Origin of the sequence: Zobellella denitrificans (genome assembly GCF_002407485.1) — a bacterium.
GTDB classification, from domain to species: Bacteria; Pseudomonadota; Gammaproteobacteria; order Enterobacterales; family Aeromonadaceae; genus Oceanimonas; species Oceanimonas denitrificans.
Genome location: NZ_CP012621.1, coordinates 928,790 through 948,396 on the forward strand (window position 1 = coordinate 928,790; position 19,607 = coordinate 948,396).

Sequence of the window (19,607 nt, forward strand, 5' to 3'; positions counted from 1 at the left end):
GGAGCCATGATGCGGGTTTCGACATTCAATATTTTCCAGTCCCAGCTGAACAACATCACCGGCAAGACGGCGACCGTGCATCAGCAGATGAACAAGCTGTCTTCCGGGGTGCGGGTGGAAACCGCGGGGGAAGACCCCGTGGCCATGAACAGCATCCTCAACTACAAGCAGGAGCTGCAGAAGATAGCCCAGTACAGCAAGAACATCGATCTGGCGGAAAACCGCCTGCGCCGGGAAGAATCGGCCCTGACGGTGGGTGAAAACCTGCTGCAGCAGAGCAAGGAGATACTGCTCAAGGCCAACAATGGCACCTTTACCCAGCAGGAGCGGGACGCCTATGCCACCGAACTCCGGCATCGCATCGGCGAGATGGTGGATCTGGCCAACAGCCGGGACGAGTTCGGCCAGTATATCTTCGGCGGCTTCCAGACCGACAATCCGCCCTTTTCCCTGCAGCCGGACGGCAGCGTGCGCTACCACGGCGATGGCGGCCAGCGCCAGATGGCGGTGGGCGACAGCGTCAAGGTGGCCATCAACCACGACGGCCGGCTGGTGTTCGGCCAGGCCGCCAACCCGCGCGGCGACTTTACCGCCGCCTATGCACTGACGGACCAGAGCCGGGAGCACAACCTGCGGGTGGAAAGCGCCCGCATCGGCGATGCCGCCGCCTTTGGCGACCGCCATCCCTACCAGGTGAGCTTTGCCGACAACGCCGGCACCCTGGAGATCACCATTACCGACGACGACGGCAACAGCCTGACCGAGCCCTTCGAGGCGGGCAAGGCCTACCGCCTGGACGGGGTGGATCTGGTGCTGAGCGGCGAGGCCCGGGCCGGGGACGGGATCACCCTGTCGTCGAACCAGAGCGACGGCACCGGCCAGGATCATATCGAGGTGTTCGACACCCTCAATCGCGCCCTGGCCTGGCTGCAGCAGGACAACAACAGCCCCAGCGGCCAGAGCGAGCTGACCGAGGTGCTGGACGGGCTGGACGCCATTTCCGGCCACTTCACCCGGGTGCGGGCCGACACCGGCAACCGGCTGCTGCGGCTGGACAACCAGAGAAACAACCACGAGGACATGACCCTGACCCTGGAAAAGGTGCGCAGCGGCATGGAGGATCTGGACTACGCCCAGGCCATCGGCGAACTCAACCAGACCATGGTGGCCCTGCAGGCCACCCAGACCATGTTCGGCAAGGTCCAGGGCATGAGCCTGTTCAACTATATCTGAGCCGAGGGCGTGGGGGTGAAGCGTGAGGGGTGAAGCGTGAGGTGTGAGGAGTGAGGCGTGAGGCGTGAGGACGCCGACCCCCGGAGCGCTTGCTTCAACCCCGCTCTGCGGCCACAGGCATAATCCCGGAGCGCAGGCGGCCCGCCTGCCTTCCCGCGTAGCGGGAACCCGCTTGTTTCAACCCCACTCCGTGGCCACAGGCATAATCCCGGAGCGCAGGCGGCCCGCCTGCCTTCCCGCGCAGCGGGAACCCGCTTGCTTCAACCCCACTCCGTGGCCACAGATATCCCCCCGGAGTGCCCGCGCCCCATTTATACCTTCTTTGGCCCCGGAGCCAGGGCTTGGCAGCGAGATCCGGATCTCATTGGCACCCATTTCGGTCATTTTTTCGTTAAAGCTTTTGCCCGCCGCTCCGATAACCCCAGCACAGGCCCAAGGGCGGAAGGGGAAGCCTCCCCGGCGAAAAAATCACTAAAGTCGCTGATGAGTCCGCCGATAACCTGAACAAGCAAGCAATACCGGCAAGGGCCGGGACCATCCTCAACGGAGAGTTTTAATATGGCGATTAATGTCAACACCAACGTCACTTCCATGACTGCCCAGCGTAACCTCAACGCCTCCAGCAGCGCCCTGGCCACCTCCATGGAGCGGCTGTCTTCCGGTAACCGCATCAACTCCGCCAAGGACGATGCCGCCGGCCTGCAGATCTCCAACCGCCTGAACTCCCAGGTGCGCGGCTTAGGGGTCGCAATGAAAAATGCCAACGACGGTATCTCCATGGCCCAGACCGCCGAAGGCGCCATGCAGGAGTCCACCAATATTCTGCAACGGATGCGCGACCTGGCCCTGCAGTCTGCCAACGGCTCCAACTCCGACAAGGACCGCGCTGCCATGCAGAAAGAAATCAGCTCCCTGCAATCCGAGCTGACCCGAATCGCCGAAACCACTTCCTTTGGTGGCCAGAAACTGCTTGATGGAAGTTTTGGTTCCAAGAAATTCCAGATTGGCTCCAATTCCAACGAAACACTTGATCTTAAACTTTCAGGTGTAGGAGCCAAAGATATTGGCCTGGAAGGTAAAGGTATTGAAATTGCTGCTTTGACCGGCTTTACTGGTGCCCGCACTTCTGGTTTGACTTTTGCCAATGCCGATTCTCTTACCATGACCGTAGGTGGGAAAGAAAGCAGCATTAAACTGACCGACGGTATGAGCGCAGCGGATCTGGCTGGTGAACTCAATGCTGTTGAAGGTCTGTACGGAGTTGGGGCAGTCACTGAGGTTGCGGTAGGCAACTTTGTAACAGATACCACTGGTGGTGATGTATTCACCCTGAACGTTGACGGTGTACAAATTAGCTACACAGGTGGTGCAGGAAATGATAATGATGCCATTGTGGCCGGTCTGAATGGAGCTATTGATGCTGCGACAACTGACGCACTGACTCAAAAAGGTATCTCCGTTTCTGTAGGCAATAATGGCACCAATGACTTTTTGGTCTTTACCAAAGCCAATGGTGAAAATGTTTCTGTTACGCTCGAAACTGCTGCCGGTGCCACCGATGGCGCAGCTGGTGGCCAGGTAACAGCATGGAATTCTGATAATGAGGGCGCTGCCGGTGCCTTGGTCGGTGCCCTTCAAGGTTCAATCACTGTAGCAGCAGACGCCACCGACTCTGTTAGTGCTGATGTAACCGGTCGTTTGGATTGGAGCAATGCTCTGATGTCAGCTGATTTTGCTACTGCAAGTCTGACCGGTGCCGGTGCCTTGGGTGGTGGTGGCAATGCTACTGTTGCAACGACCACAACGAAGACTACCATTGCCGACTTGGATATTGGTACCTTTGGTGGTGCACAGTCAGCTATCGATGTCATAGACTCTGCTATTGCTGCGATTGACGATCAGCGCTCCGATCTGGGTGCCTTCCAGAACCGGATGAGCAGCACCATCAATAACCTGGCCAATATCCGTGAAAACGCCGCCGCCGGTATGGCGCGGATCAAGGAAGTGGATTTTGCGGAAGAAACCGTCAACCTGACCAAGCAGCAAATCCTGCAGCAGGCCGGTACCTCCGTGCTGGCCCAGGCCAAGCAACTGCCTCAGGCGGCGCTGTCCCTGCTGGGTTAAGGCGACCGGGTTTGATACACTCTCAAGGGGCGGCAACGCCCCTTTTTAAGTGACGGCGAGCCTTAAGCTGAAGGCTGGAACGCAGGGCGAACCAGCCTTCAGCTTAAGGCCTGGCTGACAGCAGGAGCATTTATGGACACTCAACCGCTGACCCAAAAAACCATGACCACCACCGCCGACACCGCCTTCAAGGCCAAAGAGCTGGCCCCCAAGGTGGGCGAGGCGGCGCAAACCGCCCAGGCCGTGCCCGAGGCGGCCAAGGCCGAGAGAGGGGCCCTGGAGCGCGAGCAACTGAAAGAGCTGGCGGCGCGGATGGAGGAGCTGGCCGGCAGCTTTAACCGGGGGCTTAGATTCAGCGTGGACGAAGACTCGGGCCGCCAGGTGGTCACGGTGGTGGACAAAACCAGTGGCGAAACCATCCGCCAGATCCCCACCGAAGAGCTGCTCGACATTATCGCCCGCCTGGCCGAGGCCAGCGGCGGCCTGATAGACGTAAAGGTATAAGGAGGCCCAATGTCCGGTCTTAAACTGCCCGGGGTGGGCTCGGGCTTTCCCATCCAGAGCTTTGTGGACGCGGTGGTCAGCGCCGAGCGCACCCCCAAGGAGCAACAGCTGGCGCGGCGCGCCAACAGCATTGAGGTGCAGCTGTCCGCCTATGGCGGGCTTAAAAGCGTGCTGGACGAATTTAAAACCGCGCTCAAAAAGCTGGGCGACGAAGAGGCTTTTCAGAAGCGCTCGGCGCGCTTCAGCGAGTCCGGTTTTCTCACCGCCAAGGCCGACAAGAGCGCGGTGGCGGGCAGCTACAGCCTGGTGGTGGAGCAGCTGGCCGAGGCCCACAAAATCGGCTCCGACTATATTACGGGTGAAAACGCCAAATCCCTGCAGCTGGGCTCGGGCACCCTGGAACTGACCAGCAACGGCGAGAGCTTTAGCGTCGATATCGCCAGGGACAAAAGCAGCCTGGCGGACATCGCCGAGGCCATCAACAATGCCGAGGACAACAAGGGCGTACGCGCCACGGTGGTGACCGACGATCTGGGCTCCCGACTGGTGCTCTTTGCCGAAAAAACCGGTGTGGCCAATGAAGTCAGCCTGTCTGTTAGCGGCAATGGCGACGGTGACGACCATAACGGCAACCCGGCCAGCCTGGCGCTGCTGGGCAATTTTGATACCCTGCAAGCGGCGCAGGATGCCCGTATCAAGCTGGATGGCGCCACCATTACCAGCGCCACCAACGAGTTCAAGGACGCGGTCACCGGCCTGACCCTGACCGCCAGCAAGGTCAGCGACTGGACCGACGACAGCAAGACCGAGCGCAAGGCCACCACCCTGACCATCGGCTACGACAAGACGTCGGTGGAAACCAACCTCAAGGGCTTTGTCGAGTCCTTCAACAAGGTGATGAGCACCATCAAGCAGCTTACCGCCTACAACGCCGAGACCCAGAAGGCGGGGCCGCTCAACGGCGACGGCAGCGCCCGGGCCATCACCGCCCAGATCCGCGCCCTGCTGAGCGAGGCGGTGGAAGGGGCGGTGTCGCCGGTGAAGAGCCTGACCGACCTCGGCATTACCACCAAGCAGGACGGCACCATAGAGCTGGACGCCGCCCTGCTCAAGAAGCAGGTGGACGAAAACTTCGAAAAGGTGGGGCTGCTGTTTGCTTCCGAAAAGGGGGTGGCGGAAAAACTCGACGACCTGCTCGAGGGCTTTGTCGGCAAGGAAGGCATGCTGACCGAAAAGGACAAGTCCCTGCGCGAGCAGATGAAAAAGCTGGAGAAGGAGGCGGACGCCTTTACCCTGCGCATGGAGGAATTCGAGGCGCGCACCTACAAGCAGTTTTCCGCCATGGACATCGCCGTGGCGCGGATGAACCAGCAGCTTAACTCCGTGGTCAGCGCCTTCGAGAGCATGCCCGATTTCAACAGCTGGAGAAAGAAATGAGCCATCTCGCGCGGCTGCTCGAACTGGACCAGGAGCTGCTTGCCATCTTCGAGCAGCCCGAGCAGCTGGACGAGGCGGCGCTCAACACCCGCCTTGAAGAGCGCGGCGCCCTGCTGCAGGCGGTGATCGCCGAGGCCAATATCAGCCCCGAACAGGCCCAGGCCCTGGTGGACCGATCCCGGGCGCTCAAGCAGGGCGCCGAGCAGGCCAGGGCACGGCTCGCCGAGCGGCTGGCCACCATGAAAAAGGGCCAGGCCTCCGCCCGGGCCTACAACCAGGTAAAACAACAGGAGTAATAATGCGCGGTTCCCTCAAAGCCTATAAATCCGTGGCGGTCGACAGCCAGAAAAACGTGGCCAGCCCCTACAAGGTGGTGCAGATGCTGCTGGCGGGCGTGCTGGAACGCCTGGCCAAGGCCAGGGCGGCGGCCGAGCAGAACGATATCGCCCGCCGGGGCGAGCTGGTGGGCAGCGCCATCAGCATCATCAGCGAGCTGCAGGGCGCCCTGGACCGGGACGCCGGCGGCGATATCGCCGCCAACCTCGACAACATCTACGATTACGCGGTGCGCGAGCTGCTGCTGGCCAATGCCGAAAATGACGGCAACCGCATCGAAACCGTGAGCCGGCTTATCCGCGAGATCAAGGAAGCCTGGGACGCCATCCCGCCCGAGCAGCAGGCGCTGCCGGAATAAGTCACTCCGGCCCGGCTGAAAGCCGGGCAGGCTAAAAAAGGCGCTTCGGCGCCTTTTTTGCGTGTGCGCCGTTCCCTGCGCCAGGCCGTGTTGCCGGTTGCTTCGGCGGGCCGATACCGGCCCTGACGATGGGGCGTCGCCACCGCTGTCAAAAAGGCGGCAGGGACGGGGAAGAGGGGAACGACGAGCGGAATGGATTCAAATGTCTATGGGCGTGGTAACGGACGCTTGCTTGATCGAGATCAACTTATCGCCTAAAAGTAATAGTTCGATGTCGAGTTTTTTTGACGCCTGTGTCAGAATCCCGGCAGCATGCTTGGCCAGGAAGTACCTTAATGGGTCCTGTTTTATCCTGCCCTGTGCCGGCTTGCTGACGCCGGAGCAACAGAGTCAGCCTAATCAAAAGAGGTGCCCGCGGGCACCGAAAACAACGAGCCGGGAGGGGATCGGGATGGTCCCCTGTCTCCCACGACATAAGCATGTTCTGAGTGTAAGGATTGTTCCATCCTATGGGATCTTACGGAAGTGTACTGATTATCGATAGCGACGATGTCCGTCGTACACGTCTCGAAGCCATTCTTTCCTTTATGCAGCTTCACTGGCGCAGCTGCACGGGCGACAACGCCACCGGCCTGCTCGGCCAGGCCGGAGCGCCGATCTGCGTGCTGCTGGGCGACTCGCCCCAGGCGCCGGAACTGATCGCGGCCTTTCCCCGCCATGCCTTTATCAGCCTGGGCGCCCTGCCGGTCACGGCGGCCAACCTGGTCGGCCGGCTGGACGAGCTGACCTATCACGAACTCACCCCCCTGCTGGAGCAGGCCAGGCGCTACCTGGCGCCGGCCGGGCAGGAGCAGCGGCTGCACCGCCAGGTGGTCGGCCGCTGTGCGGCCATGGAGGAGGTGAAGGCGCTGCTGCGGCAGGTGGCCGACAAGCAGGCCAATGTGCTGCTGCTGGGCGAGTCCGGCACCGGCAAGGAGGTGATCGCCCAGGCCATCCACGCCCTGTCCCAGCGGGCCGAGGGCCCCTTCGTGCCCGTCAACTGCGGCGCCATACCGGCGGAGCTGCTGGAAAGCGAGCTGTTCGGCCACGAAAAGGGCGCCTTTACCGGCGCGGTGTCGGCCCGCAAGGGCCGCTTCGAGCTGGCCGAGGGGGGCACCCTCTTCCTGGACGAGATCGGCGACATGCCCCTGCCGATGCAGGTCAAGCTGTTGCGGGTGCTGCAGGAGCGCACCTTCGAGCGGGTGGGGGGCACCAGGCCCATCCGGGCCGATGTGCGGATCATCGCCGCCACCCACCGGGATCTGGAGGCCATGATCCGCGAGCAGCGCTTTCGCGAGGATCTCTACTACCGCCTGAACGTCTTTCCCATCCAGGTGCCGCCCTTGCGCGAGCGCCGGGAGGATATCCCCCTGCTGCTGGAGGAGCTGATCCAGCGTCATCGCCAGCACCACGGGGCCGAGCTGTCGTTTTCGCCGGCGGCCCGGGCCGCCCTGCAGCAACACGACTGGCCCGGCAATGTGCGCGAGTTGTCCAACCTGGTGGAGCGAATGTTCATTCTCTACCCCGGTTGCCGGGTGGAGCCGGAGCAGTTGCCGGCCCGCTACCGCGGCAGCGCGGGGGAGGGCACCGCCGCCTGCCGTGAGGAAGACGAGCGGGACGCCCTGGCGGCCCTCTTCGGCAGCCGGGATGAGGCGGAGGACGACGACGCGGGAGCCTTCTTCGAATTCGGCGCCGACGAGGAGGCCGGCGGCGAGGTGCTCCGGGTGCCGCCGCTCGGTCCGCAAGGCATCAACCTCAAGGAGATGCTGGCCGGCATCGAGATCGAGCTGATCAGCCAGGCGCTGGACGTCAACGAAGGGGTGGTGGCGCGGGCGGCGGAGCAGCTGGGCATGCGCCGTACCACCCTGGTGGAAAAGATGAAAAAATACGGCATCAGCCGGGAATATTGACGGGCAGGGATCCAGATGAGATGGCATGGATATTGAATGTTTGCCGACCATGACTCATGCCCATTCCATTACCGATACCCGCTGGCTTTCCCTGCTGGAAGCCGAACAACTGGAGCAGTTGCTCCTGTCCATGCCCAGCGGCCTGCTGTGGCTGGACGGGCGCGGCATCGTCACCGGGGCCAACCCGGCCGCCCTGGCCCTGCTGGGTGAGCCCCTGCTGGGGCAGCCCTGGCTGGCGGTGGTGGCGCGGGCCTTCGTGCCCCGCCCGGACGACGGCTTTCAGGTGTCGCTGCACGACGGCCGGCGGATCCAGCTGGCCATCGCCGATCTGGCCGGCTGCCCGGGGCAGCTGATCCAGCTGACCGACATGACTCCCACCCGTGCCTGGGCCGAGCGCCAGGGGCATGCCCGCCGGCTGGAAGCCCTGGGCAAGATGGCCGCCACCCTGGCGCACCAGATCCGCACTCCCCTGTCGGCGGCCATGCTCTACGGCGCCAACCTTGCCAGCCCGTCCCTGAGCGACGAGCAGCGCGGACACTTCTGCCAGCGCCTGCAACAACGGCTTGCCGACATCGAGCGCCAGATCGGCGACATACTGCTGTTTGCCCGCCGGGAGCAGGCGCCGCTGGCCGAGCCGCTGCGGGTCGACACCCTGCTGCGGCAGGTGCAGGAGCTGGCCCAGGCCCTGCCGGCGGCGGAGGCGGCCGAGATAGTGCTGGATCCGGTCGGAGCCGCCCAGTTGCTGGGCAACGGCAACAGCCTGTGCGGCGCCTTGCTGAACCTGGTGGAAAACGCCCTGGAGGCCGGTGCCAGCCGTATCCGGCTGACGGCGGCGGAGCAGGACGGCGGCCTCTGCATCCGGGTCCGGGACAACGGCAAGGGCATGGACGAGGCCCTGCAGGCCAGGGTGTTCGAGCCCTTCTTCACCACCCGCAGCCAGGGCACCGGCCTGGGGCTGGCGGCGGTGCAATCGGTGGTGCAGGCGCACCAGGGGCGGATTGGGCTGTGGTCGGCGCCGGGGCAGGGAACCGAATTCAGCCTGCAACTGCCCTTGTTGCCGGCGGAACCAGGGGGAAGCTAGGTGAGCGCACAGATACTGATCGTCGAGGATGACTGCGGCCTGCGCCAGGCCCTGGAGGACACCCTGCTGCTGGCGGGCTATCGCTGTTGCTGTGCCGCCAGCGCCGAGCAGGCCATGGCGCTGTTGAACGAGCAGGCCGTGCACATGGTGCTGACTGACGTGCAGATGGCCGGCATGGACGGCATCGCCCTGTTGCAGTGGATCGGCGGCCGCTTTCCCGGCCTGCCGGTACTGGTGATGACGGCCCACGCCCAGGTGGCGGGCGCGGTGGCGGCCATGCGGGCCGGGGCGGTGGACTACCTGGCCAAGCCCTTCGCGCCCGCCGCCCTGCTGGCCCAGATAGCCCGCTACCTGGAGCCGGCCCCGGGCGAGGAGGGCGAGCCGGTGGTGGCGGACCCCCGCAGCGTCCAGTTGCTGCAGCTGGCCGAGCGGGTGGCCCGCTCCGGCGCCAGCGTGATGATCTCGGGCCCCAGCGGCACCGGCAAGGAGGTGCTGGCCCGCTTTATCCACCGGCGTTCGGCCCGGGCCGGGGGACCCTTCGTGGCCATCAACTGCGCCGCCATTCCCGACAACATGCTGGAGGCCACCCTGTTCGGCTACGAGAAGGGGGCCTTCACCGGGGCGGTGCAGGCCTGTCCGGGCAAGTTCGAACAGGCCCACCAGGGCACCCTGCTGCTGGACGAGGTGACCGAAATGGATCTGGGCCTGCAGGCCAAGCTGTTGCGGGTGCTGCAGGAGCGGGAAGTGGAACGGCTGGGCGGGCGCAAGACCCTGGCGCTGGACGTGCGGGTGCTGGCCACCAGCAACCGGGATCTGCGCCAGGCGGTGGCCGAGGGCCGCTTTCGCGAGGATCTGTACTACCGGCTCAACGTTTTTCCCCTGGCCTGGCCGGCCCTGGCCGAACGGCCCGGCGACATACTGCCGCTGGCGGAGTGCCTGCTGGCCCGCCATGCCAGGAGCCTGGGGCGCGGTGGCATGGCGCTGTCCGCACAGGCCTGCCGGCGCCTGGCGCAATACCACTGGCCGGGCAATGTGCGGGAGCTGGAGAACGTGATCCAGCGGGCGCTGATCCTGGCGGCCGGGGAGAGGGTCGAGGCCGGCGACATCCTGCTGGATGCGCCGCTACCCGGCAGCCCGGCGCCTGCTATCCCGGCGCCCGGCAGCCCGGCGCCCGGAAATCCGCCTTCCGCCCCGGTGTCCGCCCCCGATTCCCTGGGGCGGGAGCTGGAAAGCCAGGAGCACCAGATCATACTGCAGGCGCTGCACGCCTGCGCCGGCAGCCGCCGGCTGGTGGCGGAAAAGCTGGGCATCAGCCCCCGTACCCTGCGCTACAAGCTGGCCCGGATGCGGGACGCGGGCATCAGCCTGCCCGGATAGGGCGAGTAAATATTAGCCCTGGCTTGTTTATTGCATTATTATCGCCAACGTCAAAATACCGAATTTACGGAATGATCAGGAGCCGTGTCGATGGACATCAAAGCCAGTGCCTTGCTGAATGAAATGCAAGCGCTCCAGGGGGAGATGCGAACCCCCAATCAGGTAAATGCCCCCGGCCTGCATCAGGATTTCTCCGCCTTGCTGAGCAAGGCCATCAACAACGTCAACGAGCTGCAGCAAAGCACGGACTCGCTGCGCGGCCGCTTCGAGCTGGGCGACGAGGCGGTGAGCCTGGAGCAGGTGATGATAGCGGCGCAGAAATCCGGCATCGCCTTCGAGGCCACGGTACAGGTGCGCAACAAGCTGGTGGACGCCTACAAGACCATCATGAACATGCCGGTGTGAGGTAGCAGGTGGCCGATAATCCGCTGGTGGAAGCCGACAAGAACGCGCTGGCGAACGGCGACGGCACTGGGCTGGAAGCCGATGAGCAGAAAAGCACCCCCCTCGCCATCCTGAGCAACAGCGACCTGCTGCGCCAGATCATGCTGGTGCTGGTGCTGGCCATCTGCCTGGCCATAGCGGTGTTCGTGCTGCTGTGGGGCAAGGAGCCGGAAATGCGCCCGCTCGGCATCTACGACAACGCCGAGTTGATCGAAACCCTCGACTACCTGGACACCCAGAAGATCCCCTACAAGGTCGAAGGCAATACGGTGCTGGTGCGGGCGGACAAGTTCCAGGATATCCAGCTGGGCATGCGCCGCTCGGGGTTGAGCCAGAGCCTGCCCGAGGGCGAGGCCATACTGCTGTCGGATCCCGGTTTCGGCATCAGCCAGCGGCTGGAGCGGGAGCGGCTCAACCTCAGCCGCGAGCGCCAGCTGGCGCGGGTGATCGAGCAATACAACAGCGTGGCCCAGGCCCAGGTGCTGCTGGCCATTCCCCGCGAGAACGTGTTCGTGCGCGACCGGCGCCAGCCCAGCGCCACCGTGGTGCTGAACCTGAGGCGGGGCAGCACCCTGCGCCAGGAAGAAGTGGACGCCATCGTGGATACGGTGGCCTCGGCGGTGCCGGATCTGACCCCGGGACGGGTGACCGTCACCGATCAGAACGGCCGTCTGCTCAATTCCGGCTCCCAGGATCCCATGGCGGCCCGCACCCGGCGCGAGTTTGAACTGCAGCAGAAGCAGGAAGCGGAGTATCGCCAAAAAATCGACGCCATCCTGAGCCCGGTGCTGGGGCTTGGCAACTACACCGCCGAGGTGGACGTGCGCCTCGACTTCACCCGCCAGGAGCAGACCGTCAAGTCGTTCAATCCCGACATGCCGGCGGTGCGCTCGGAAATGGTGATGGAGGACAACACCCTGGGCCTGGGCCCGGTGGGCATTCCCGGCGCCCTGACCAACCAGCCGCCGATGGAGTCGGACATTCCCGAAGAGGCCGAGGGCCTGGCCCAGGAAAAGGCGCGCAACGAGCGCAACCGGCGCGAGGCCACCCGCAACTTCGAGCTGGACACCACCATCAGCCGCACCGAAAGCGCGGTGGGCGACATCCGCCGGCTGACGGTGTCGGTGGCGGTGGACTACAAGACGGTGCCCAATGCCGAGGGTGGGGTCGACAAGGTTCCGCTCAGCCAGGACGAGCTGCAGCGCATCGACCGGCTGCTGCGCGGCGGCCTGGGCTTCGACGTCAGCCGGGGCGACGCCATCGAGGTGGTGTCGGTGCCCTTCAACCGGCCCGACTTCGACAGCCTGGCGGATGAACCCTTCTACGAGCAGCCCTGGTTCTGGCACCTGATGCGCATCCTGGGCGCCGTGGTGGTGCTGGTGGTGCTGCTGCTGACCCTGGTCAGGCCCATGGTGATGCGCCTGCTCAACGCCGACGACAAGCTGCCCGAGGACGTGGATCTGGACTCCCAAAGCGCCCTGCTCGGCTCGGATAACCTGAGCCTGCTGGCGCAGCAGGCGGAAGAGGACATGTTCGGCATTCAGGACGGCAAGCTGCTGCTGCCCGAACTGCACAAGGAAGAAGATCTGCTGCGGGTGGTGCGCGCCCTGGTGGCCAACGAGCCCGACCTGACGGCCCAGGTCATCAAATACTGGATAAAGAGCGATGAGCGCTAACGAGATCACCATCGACGACGAACAGCGATTGCTGCTGCACAAGATGAGCGGGGTGGAAAAGGCCGCCCTGCTGATGCTGAGCCTGAAGGAAGACGACGCCGCCCAGATCTTCCGCCACCTGGAGCCGACCCAGGTGCGGCGGCTGGGCATGATGATGTCCACCGCCAACGATTTCAGTCCCGACAAGGTGGGGGCGGTGCACCGCCTCTTTATCGAGGATATCCAGCGCTTCACCAATATCGGGGTCGGGGTGCACGACTTCGTGCGCAACGCCCTGGTGGCGGCCCTGGGCGAGGACAAGGCCACCCGGCTGGTGGATCAGATCGCCGCCGGCACCGGCTCCCGCGGCCTGGACTCCCTCAAGTGGATGGACGCCCGCCAGGTGGCCAGCCTGATCCAGAACGAACATCCCCAGATCCAGACCATAGTGCTGGCCTACCTGGAGCCGGAGCAGTCCGCCGAAATTCTGCAGCAGTTCCCCGAGCCGGTGCGGCTCGATCTCATCATGCGGGTGGCGGAGCTGGAAGAGGTGCAGCCGGCCGCCCTGCAGGAGCTGAACGACATCATGGAGAAGCAGTTCGCCGGCCAGACCGGGGTGCAGTCCGCCAAGATGGGCGGCCTGAAGGCGGCGGCCAACATCATGAACTACCTCGATACCGCCATCGAAGGGGTGCTGATGGATTCCATCCGCGAGCAGGACGAGGAGATGAGCATGAAGATCCAGGATCTGATGTTCGTGTTCGAGAACCTGATCGATCTGGACGACAGGGGCATCCAGATGCTGCTGCGCGAGGTGAACAACGAACTGATCCAGCGTGCCCTCAAGGGGGCCGACGACATGCTCAAGGAGAAGTTTTTCCGCAATATGTCCAAGCGGGCGGCGGAAATGCTGCAGGAAGATATCGACGCCATGGGCCCGGTACGGGTCAGCGAGGTGGAGCTGGCGCAGAAGGAAATCCTGGCCATCGCCCGGCGCCTTGCCGACGAGGGGGAAATCTCCCTGGCCAAGGGGCCGGGTGACGATTACGTATGAGCAAGGACAAGATCAGGCAGTACCTGCGCCCCGATGCCGGGCAGAAGGTGGAAAGCTGGCCCTGGCCGGACATGGCCGAGGACGGGCGCAAGCGCCGGCCCGGCGGCAATGCCCTGGGCTATGTGCCGCCCCTGCCGGCCGTAGCGCCGGCGGTCGAGCTGGAGCCGGAAGAGCAGCCTGAGCCGCTGACGGCGGAGGCGCTGGACGCCATCCGCCAGGCCGCCTACGACGAAGGCTACGAGGAAGGCCGGCAACAGGGCTTTGAACAGGGCCGGGAGGAAGGACGGCTGACCGGCCTGCAGCAGGGCCATGAGGCGGGCCTGGCCCAGGGGCTGGAGCAGGGGCTGACGGAAGGACAGGAGCGCATCGACGAGCTGGCCGCGCGCTGGCAGCAACTGCTCGAACAACTGAGCCGGCCGCTGGCCGCCATCGACAAGGCGGTGGAGCAGAGCCTGGTGACCCTGGCCCTGGAGCTGGCCCGCAACCTGCTCAAAGCCGAGGCCGAGACCTCGCCCCGCCTGCTGCTGGCCACGGTGCAGGAGGCGGTGGCCGCCCTGCCGGGGCAGGATGGCCAGATCACCCTTTACCTGCATCCCGAGGATATCGAGCTGCTGCAGCGCCAGTACGATCAGGAGAGCCTCGGCCGCCGGGGCTGGGAGCTGGTGCCCGAGCCGGGCTTCGAGCGGGGCAGCCTGCGCCTGAAGACGGCCCTGTCCACCCTGGATACCAGCCTGGCCGGGCGCATCGATCAACTGATGGCGAATTTTATCAAGGCCAACTGGAGCCGCTTCCATGGTCCTGAGTGAGCGGCTGGCCGCCTACCAGACCCGGGGCCTGGCGCCGGCCATGGTGGCCAGCGGCCGCTTGACCCGGGTGGTGGGGCTGACCCTGGAGGCGGTGGGCTGCACCGCGGCGGTCGGCAGCCAGTGCCGGATCCAGACCCTGTTCGGGGAGATGGACGCCGAAGTGGTGGGCTTTGCCGAAGACAAGCTGTTCCTGATGCCGAGTGAATCCCTCAAGGGGGTGGTTCCCGGGGCCCGGGTCACCCCGGTGGGGGAAGGGGCCGGGGTGCCGGTGGGCATGGGCCTCCTCGGCCGGGTTATCGACGGCATCGGCCAGCCCCTGGATGGCCGGGGCCCGATCCAGGCCGCCGCCTCCGCCGACTTCAGCGCCCAGCGGCTCAATCCCATGGCGCGCAAGCCCATCGAGCAGCCCATGGACGTGGGGGTGCGGGCCATCAACGCGGTGCTGACCGTGGGCCAGGGCCAGCGCATGGGCCTGTTCGCCGGTTCCGGGGTGGGCAAGAGCGTGCTGCTCGGCATGATGACCCGGGGCGCCAAGGCCGATGTGGTGGTGGTCGGCCTGATCGGCGAGCGGGGCCGGGAGGTCAAGGAGTTCATCGACGTCATCCTGGGGGAGGAGGGGCGCGCCCGCGCCGTGGTGGTGGCCGCGCCGGCCGACGCCTCGCCGCTGATGCGGCTCAAGGGCTGCGAAACCGCCCTGACCCTGGCGGAATACTTCCGGGATCAGGGACTCAATGTGCTGCTGCTGATGGACTCCCTCACCCGCTATGCCCAGGCCCAGCGGGAGATCGCCCTGGCGGTGGGCGAGCCGCCGGCCAGCAAGGGCTATCCGCCCTCGGTGTTCGCCAAATTACCGGCGCTGGTGGAGCGGGCCGGCAACGGCGCCGAGGGGCAGGGCAGCATCACCGCCTTCTTCACCGTGCTGACCGAGGGGGACGATCTGCAGGATCCCATCGCCGACGCCGCCCGGGCCATCCTCGATGGCCACATAGTGCTGTCGCGGCAACTGGCCGACAGCGGTCATTATCCGGCCATCGACATCGAGAAATCGATCAGCCGGGTGATGACGGCGGTGACCACGGAGGCGCACCAGCGTTGCGCCCGGGCCGCCAAGCAGGCCTATGCCCTGTACCAGCAGAACCACGATCTGATCAACCTGGGGGCCTACCAGCAGGGCGCCGATCCGCGCCTGGATCTGGCCATCAATATCCGTCCCCGGCTGGAGCGTTTCCTGACCCAGGGCATGAAGGAAGTGATCAACCTGGAAGCCAGCGTGGGTGAACTCGAAGTGCTGACCCGGCCGCTGCAGAGGGCCGGCTGATGAGCAGCAAGGCCCTGCTGTTGCTGCTGGACAAGCTGGACGGCGAGGAGCGCCAGGCGGCGGCCCAACTGACCGCGGCCCGGCAGCAACTGCAGTTGCTGCAACAGCAGCAGCAGACCCTGAGCCAGTACCAGCGCCACTACAGCCAGGAGTTCCAGAACCGGGGCCGAGAGGGGCTGAGCGCCCATCAGTACGGCCACTTCCAGGGCTTTATCGACAAGCTGGAGGTGGCCCAGCGCCAGCAACTGGAGGGGCTGCAGCAGGCCCGGGCCCAGGTGGAGCAGTCCCGGGCCGGCTGGCTGCAGGTGAGAAGCCGCCGCCAGGCCATCGCCCGGTTGCTGGAGCGGGAGGCGCTGCGCAAGGAGCAGGCGGCGGCGCGCAGCGAACAGAAGATGCTGGACAACATGGCGATCTACCGGTTTCACAAGCACCGGCATTCGTAGCCAGGCACACAATTTGCATAACATAATCTGCTTGATAGTTTGCACAGCAGCGGTCATTGACGAACAGCGAGTTCCGACGGCCCAGGCCGATATTGAAGGTGGTTCATGAACATGATGATTCAGCCCGTCGCCCCGGCACCGGCGGCTACCGCCGGTCAGGGAGCCCAGGCCGGCGGTGGGGGCAACTTCGCCGACACCATGCAGAGCGCCGAGCGCCGGCTCGGCGAGGCGGAAACCGGCGGCAGGGAAGCCGCTGAGGCCGACAAGGCCGATGGGCGGGAGTCCGGGCCCCGCGCCGCCGGCGAGACAGGGGACGAACCGGCCGCGCAAACGCGGCTGGAGGGCGATCCCGCCGACACGGCCGAGGCCGGCGAGAGCCAGGCCGAGCAGCCGGCAGGGACAGCCCTGCCGGGCGAGGCCGGTGAGGTGGCGTCGCCCGACGAGCCGGAGCCGCTATCCGGGTTCGGTTTTTTCCACGGCGCGCCGCCGGCCGCCCAGGCCGATGAAGGGCGGCCCCTGACCGCCGGCCAGGCGCCGGCGCCTGCCGTCGGCGAGCAGGCCGGGAAGGCGGGGCGACCTGATGCCGGTGTGGCCGGCGAGCCGGAGCCGTCCCCAGTGTCCGGGGCGGACGAGGATGCCCTGGCGACGGAGGGGGACGAGTCTGCCGAGGCGGGGCCCGCCGAGGCCTTGGCCCGACGCGGCCAGGAGCCCCGGCGGCAGCCGGAGCGGCCGGGCGCGGACAAGCCGGAATGGCTGACCCAGATAGAGCTGGGCCAGCGCTGGCAGTCGGTACAGGGCGGCAGCGAGGGCGGCAAGATGTTGCCTCCCGACCCGGCGGCTGCCGCTTCCCGGGAGCCCAGGGCCAGGAGCCCGGTGGCTCCCGGCCGGGAGGAGCCGGCCCCGCTGGTGAAGGCCGCCGTTTCCCTCGCCGGCGATGCCGCGAATGCGGCGTCACCGGTGCCGGCAGCGGCCGCGGCCGCCGATGCGGGCGCCGCCACGCCGGCCTCGCCGACGGAGCGCCTGGTCGCCGCCGAACGTTCCCTGCATCTGGGGGCCTCGCCGGAGCAGGGCGCCAGGCAACTGAGCCAGCAGATCCAGCTGATGGTCAATCAGAACCTGCAGGAAGCCGATATCCGCCTCAGTCCGTCCGAGCTGGGCGGGCTGAGGATCCAGCTCAAGATGGAGCAGGGAGAAGTGAATATCCAGTTTACCGCGACCCAGCCCCAGGCCCGGGAACTGCTGGAGCAGGCGCTGCCCCGGCTGCGGGAGATGCTGGGCCAGCAGGGCCTGGCCATGGGACAGGGACAGGTCGGTGGCTCTGCCCAGCAACAGGGGCAGCAGCAGGGAATGGCGCAGCAGCAGGAAGCGAACCCGCTGCCCGCCGGCACCGGCCTCCCGGCCGCGGAAGAGGACGGGGACTGGGGGACGCTGGAGTCTTCCCGGCTCGCGACCCTGGCGCCGGGCCGGATCGATTTTTTTGCATGACGGCGCACGCGCCGGTGAAGGCTATGGGAGTAGGGCGATAAATGAGCAATGATTTGAGCATCCCCCGGAAACCCGGGTCCAGGCGGCTCTTGATCTGGTTTGTGCTGCTGGGGCTGTTGGTGCTGCTGGGGATCGGTGGCGGCTGGTGGTACCTGAACCAGAACCGGGCCGCCGCCGAGCCGGCCGAGCAGGTGCAGGACAACCAGGCGCTCTATGTGGGGATGTCCCGTCCCTTTATCTTCAGCGTGCCGGGAAGCGGAAGCCGCGATCGCCTGGTGCAGGTCAGCGTCGAGCTGCTGGTTCGGGGCGAGGCGAGCGAGACGCTTGCCAAGCGCCACCTGCCCTTGCTCGAGAGTACCCTGCTGACGGTGCTGAGCGGCCAGACCGCCGCCAGCTACCTGAGCGCGCAAAGCAAGGACAGCGTAAAATCGGAAGCGCTTGATGCGCTCAATCGGATACTTGTCGAAGAGACCGGAAAGGGGCTGATCGAACAGGTTCTCTTTATCGGCGTGGTTGTGCAGTAGGTGTGATGTGAGCGATCTGTTATCCCAGGATGAAATCGATGCCCTGTTGCACGGGGTGGACGACGTAGAGGAAGACAACGCCGGCGAGACCCGCACGGGCATCGCCGCCTTCGATTTTTCCTCCCAGGATCGCATCGTCCGCGGGCGGATGCCGACCCTGGAGATGGTGAACGAGCGCTTCGCCCGCCATATGCGCATCAGCCTGTTCAACATGATGCGCCGAACGGCGGAGGTGTCGATCAACGGCGTGCAGATGATGAAGTTCGGGGAGTACGTGCACTCCCTGTTCCTGCCGACCAGCCTCAACATGGTTCGTTTCCGGCCCCTGAAGGGGATAGCGCTGATCACCATGGAGGCCAGGCTGGTCTTTATCCTGGTCGACAACTTCTTCGGCGGCGACGGCCGCTATGCCAAGATCGAGGGCCGCGAGTTCACCCCCACCGAGCGGCGGGTGATCCAGCTGCTGCTCAAGCTGGTGTTCGAAGACTACAAGGACGCCTGGGCGCCGGTGATGGACGCGGAATTCGAGTACCTGGACTCCGAGGTCAACCCCACCATGGCCAATATCGTCAGCCCGACCGAGGTGGTGGTGGTGAGTTCCTTTCATATCGAACTCGACGGCGGCGGCGGCGACTTTCACGTTACCATGCCCTATTCCATGCTGGAGCCGATCCGGGAGCTGCTCGACGCCGGTGTGCAGAGCGACAAGGGCGACAACGATCTGCGCTGGGGCAAGGCCCTGCGGGACGAGATCCTGGACGTGAACGTGGAAATGTCGGTGAAGCTGCTGGAGAAGCAACTGATGCTGCGCGACATCGTCGAGCTGAAGGCCGGCGACATCATACCGGTGGACATGCCGGAGCATCTGCTGGTGTCCGTCGAGGAGCTGCCGACCTTCCGTGCCCGGCTGGGCAAGTCGGGGGAGCACATGGCCATCCGCATCACCGAAAAACTCAAGCGCCCCGAGTCCTTCAAGACCGAGCTGCACGAGGTGACCCGGCGGGGCGTGCGGATAGACGGCGAGGCCGAGCTGGAAGAACTGGAAAGAACCATTGAGGATGCGCAATGAGCGAAAACGAGCAACAACAGCAGAACGAGCTGGACGACGTCTGGGCCGAGGCCATCGCCGAGCAGGCCGGCGACGGCGTGAAAAAGGCCGAGCTGGAGGATTTTGACAAGGATCCCGAGGGCGGCAGGCAGGGCAGCAACGAGGAGCGGCGCAAGCTGGACACCATCCTCGATATTCCCGTGACCATTTCGATGGAGGTGGGGCGCAGCCAGATCAGTATCCGCAACCTGCTGCAACTGAACCAGGGATCGGTGGTGGAGCTGGACAGGGTGGCCGGCGAGCCGCTGGACGTCATGGTCAACGGCGTGCTGATCGCCCATGGCGAGGTGGTGGTGGTCAACGACAAGTTCGGCATCCGCCTGACCGACGTCATCAGCCAGACCGAACGCATCAAGAAGCTCAAATAATCC

The 19,607-nt window shown here is 65.2% G+C and carries 19 protein-coding genes; all 19 read left to right on the forward strand.

Annotated features, from left to right (window positions below; genetic code table 11):
• The first annotated feature begins 9 nt into the window (after window positions 1-9).
• The 19 genes from flgL (at window position 10) to fliN (ending at window position 19,604) form a co-directional block, all read left to right on the forward strand.
• A complete protein-coding gene (gene flgL, locus AN401_RS04450; protein ID WP_096778641.1) occupies window positions 10-1,233 on the forward strand; it encodes a flagellar hook-associated protein FlgL in 1,224 nt (407 codons plus the stop codon).
• Window positions 1,234-1,791: 558 nt separating this feature from the next.
• The gene (locus AN401_RS04455; protein ID WP_096778642.1) at window positions 1,792-3,357 is read left to right on the forward strand and encodes a flagellin; all 1,566 of its coding nucleotides are present in this window, start codon (window positions 1,792-1,794) and stop codon (window positions 3,355-3,357) included.
• 132 nt (window positions 3,358-3,489) lie between these two features.
• Window positions 3,490-3,861 carry a flagellar protein FlaG gene (locus tag AN401_RS04460; protein WP_094040927.1) on the forward strand — a complete coding sequence of 124 codons (372 nt, stop codon included), beginning with the start codon at window positions 3,490-3,492 and terminating at the stop codon, window positions 3,859-3,861.
• A gap of 9 nt (window positions 3,862-3,870) precedes the next feature.
• A complete protein-coding gene (gene fliD, locus AN401_RS04465; RefSeq protein ID WP_096778643.1) occupies window positions 3,871-5,298 on the forward strand; it encodes a flagellar filament capping protein FliD in 1,428 nt (475 codons plus the stop codon).
• Entirely contained in the window at window positions 5,295-5,594 is a 300-nt protein-coding gene (locus AN401_RS04470) for a hypothetical protein (protein ID WP_096778644.1), read from the forward strand. Before fliD ends, AN401_RS04470 begins: the two co-directional genes overlap by 4 nt.
• Before the next feature lie 2 nt (window positions 5,595-5,596).
• Complete coding sequence (gene fliS, locus AN401_RS04475; protein ID WP_096778645.1) at window positions 5,597-5,992, forward strand: flagellar export chaperone FliS; 396 nt, start codon at window positions 5,597-5,599, stop codon at window positions 5,990-5,992.
• A 509-nt stretch (window positions 5,993-6,501) separates the two neighbouring features.
• Complete coding sequence (locus AN401_RS04480) at window positions 6,502-7,941, forward strand: sigma-54 dependent transcriptional regulator (RefSeq protein ID WP_096778646.1); 1,440 nt, start codon at window positions 6,502-6,504, stop codon at window positions 7,939-7,941.
• 49 nt (window positions 7,942-7,990) lie between these two features.
• Window positions 7,991-9,022, forward strand: a complete 1,032-nt coding sequence (locus AN401_RS04485; protein ID WP_096778647.1) for a sensor histidine kinase — start codon at window positions 7,991-7,993, stop codon at window positions 9,020-9,022.
• Window positions 9,023-10,399: a sigma-54-dependent transcriptional regulator gene (locus tag AN401_RS04490; protein WP_094040922.1), complete on the forward strand. Its 1,377-nt coding sequence runs from the start codon at window positions 9,023-9,025 to the stop codon at window positions 10,397-10,399. It abuts the gene before it with no gap.
• Between the two features lie 90 nt (window positions 10,400-10,489).
• A complete protein-coding gene (gene fliE / locus AN401_RS04495; RefSeq protein WP_094040921.1) occupies window positions 10,490-10,804 on the forward strand; it encodes a flagellar hook-basal body complex protein FliE in 315 nt (104 codons plus the stop codon).
• 26 nt (window positions 10,805-10,830) lie between these two features.
• On the forward strand, window positions 10,831-12,519 hold the full coding sequence (gene fliF, locus AN401_RS04500) for a flagellar basal-body MS-ring/collar protein FliF (RefSeq protein WP_198401877.1): 1,689 nt from the start codon (window positions 10,831-10,833) through the stop codon (window positions 12,517-12,519).
• Complete coding sequence (gene fliG, locus AN401_RS04505) at window positions 12,509-13,552, forward strand: flagellar motor switch protein FliG (RefSeq protein ID WP_094040919.1); 1,044 nt, start codon at window positions 12,509-12,511, stop codon at window positions 13,550-13,552. Before fliF ends, fliG begins: the two co-directional genes overlap by 11 nt.
• Complete coding sequence (fliH, locus tag AN401_RS04510) at window positions 13,549-14,358, forward strand: flagellar assembly protein FliH (protein WP_096778649.1); 810 nt, start codon at window positions 13,549-13,551, stop codon at window positions 14,356-14,358. Before fliG ends, fliH begins: the two co-directional genes overlap by 4 nt.
• A complete protein-coding gene (gene fliI, locus AN401_RS04515; protein WP_096778650.1) occupies window positions 14,345-15,676 on the forward strand; it encodes a flagellar protein export ATPase FliI in 1,332 nt (443 codons plus the stop codon). Before fliH ends, fliI begins: the two co-directional genes overlap by 14 nt.
• Window positions 15,676-16,119: a flagellar export protein FliJ gene (gene fliJ / locus AN401_RS04520; RefSeq protein ID WP_094040916.1), complete on the forward strand. Its 444-nt coding sequence runs from the start codon at window positions 15,676-15,678 to the stop codon at window positions 16,117-16,119. Before fliI ends, fliJ begins: the two co-directional genes overlap by 1 nt.
• 105 nt (window positions 16,120-16,224) lie before the next feature.
• Window positions 16,225-17,604 carry a flagellar hook-length control protein FliK gene (locus tag AN401_RS04525; RefSeq protein ID WP_096778651.1) on the forward strand — a complete coding sequence of 460 codons (1,380 nt, stop codon included), beginning with the start codon at window positions 16,225-16,227 and terminating at the stop codon, window positions 17,602-17,604.
• Between the two features lie 89 nt (window positions 17,605-17,693).
• Window positions 17,694-18,128, forward strand: coding sequence for a flagellar basal body-associated FliL family protein (locus AN401_RS04530; protein ID WP_232513384.1), 435 nt, complete (start codon window positions 17,694-17,696; stop codon window positions 18,126-18,128).
• 7 nt (window positions 18,129-18,135) lie between these two features.
• A complete protein-coding gene (gene fliM, locus AN401_RS04535) occupies window positions 18,136-19,197 on the forward strand; it encodes a flagellar motor switch protein FliM (RefSeq protein WP_094039877.1) in 1,062 nt (353 codons plus the stop codon).
• Window positions 19,194-19,604, forward strand: coding sequence for a flagellar motor switch protein FliN (gene fliN / locus AN401_RS04540; protein WP_094039876.1), 411 nt, complete (start codon window positions 19,194-19,196; stop codon window positions 19,602-19,604). Before fliM ends, fliN begins: the two co-directional genes overlap by 4 nt.
• The last annotated feature ends 3 nt before the right edge of the window (window positions 19,605-19,607 follow it).

Excerpts from the sequence above, each read along its gene's own strand:
- AN401_RS04455 (WP_096778642.1), top strand. The coding sequence starts at position 1,792 with ATGGCGATTAATGTCAACACCAACGTCACTTCCATGACTGCCCAGCGT.
- fliE (WP_094040921.1), top strand. The coding sequence starts at position 10,490 with ATGGACATCAAAGCCAGTGCCTTGCTGAATGAAATGCAAGCGCTCCAG.
- flgL (WP_096778641.1), top strand. The coding sequence starts at position 10 with ATGCGGGTTTCGACATTCAATATTTTCCAGTCCCAGCTGAACAACATC.
- fliI (WP_096778650.1), top strand. The coding sequence starts at position 14,345 with ATGGTCCTGAGTGAGCGGCTGGCCGCCTACCAGACCCGGGGCCTGGCG.
- fliJ (WP_094040916.1), top strand. The coding sequence starts at position 15,676 with ATGAGCAGCAAGGCCCTGCTGTTGCTGCTGGACAAGCTGGACGGCGAG.
- AN401_RS04485 (WP_096778647.1), top strand. The coding sequence starts at position 7,991 with ATGACTCATGCCCATTCCATTACCGATACCCGCTGGCTTTCCCTGCTG.
- fliS (WP_096778645.1), top strand. The coding sequence starts at position 5,597 with ATGCGCGGTTCCCTCAAAGCCTATAAATCCGTGGCGGTCGACAGCCAG.
- fliD (WP_096778643.1), top strand. The coding sequence starts at position 3,871 with ATGTCCGGTCTTAAACTGCCCGGGGTGGGCTCGGGCTTTCCCATCCAG.
- AN401_RS04460 (WP_094040927.1), top strand. The coding sequence starts at position 3,490 with ATGGACACTCAACCGCTGACCCAAAAAACCATGACCACCACCGCCGAC.
- AN401_RS04470 (WP_096778644.1), top strand. The coding sequence starts at position 5,295 with ATGAGCCATCTCGCGCGGCTGCTCGAACTGGACCAGGAGCTGCTTGCC.
- AN401_RS04480 (WP_096778646.1), top strand. The coding sequence starts at position 6,502 with ATGGGATCTTACGGAAGTGTACTGATTATCGATAGCGACGATGTCCGT.
- fliN (WP_094039876.1), top strand. The coding sequence starts at position 19,194 with ATGAGCGAAAACGAGCAACAACAGCAGAACGAGCTGGACGACGTCTGG.
- fliH (WP_096778649.1), top strand. The coding sequence starts at position 13,549 with ATGAGCAAGGACAAGATCAGGCAGTACCTGCGCCCCGATGCCGGGCAG.
- fliG (WP_094040919.1), top strand. The coding sequence starts at position 12,509 with ATGAGCGCTAACGAGATCACCATCGACGACGAACAGCGATTGCTGCTG.
- AN401_RS04525 (WP_096778651.1), top strand. The coding sequence starts at position 16,225 with ATGAACATGATGATTCAGCCCGTCGCCCCGGCACCGGCGGCTACCGCC.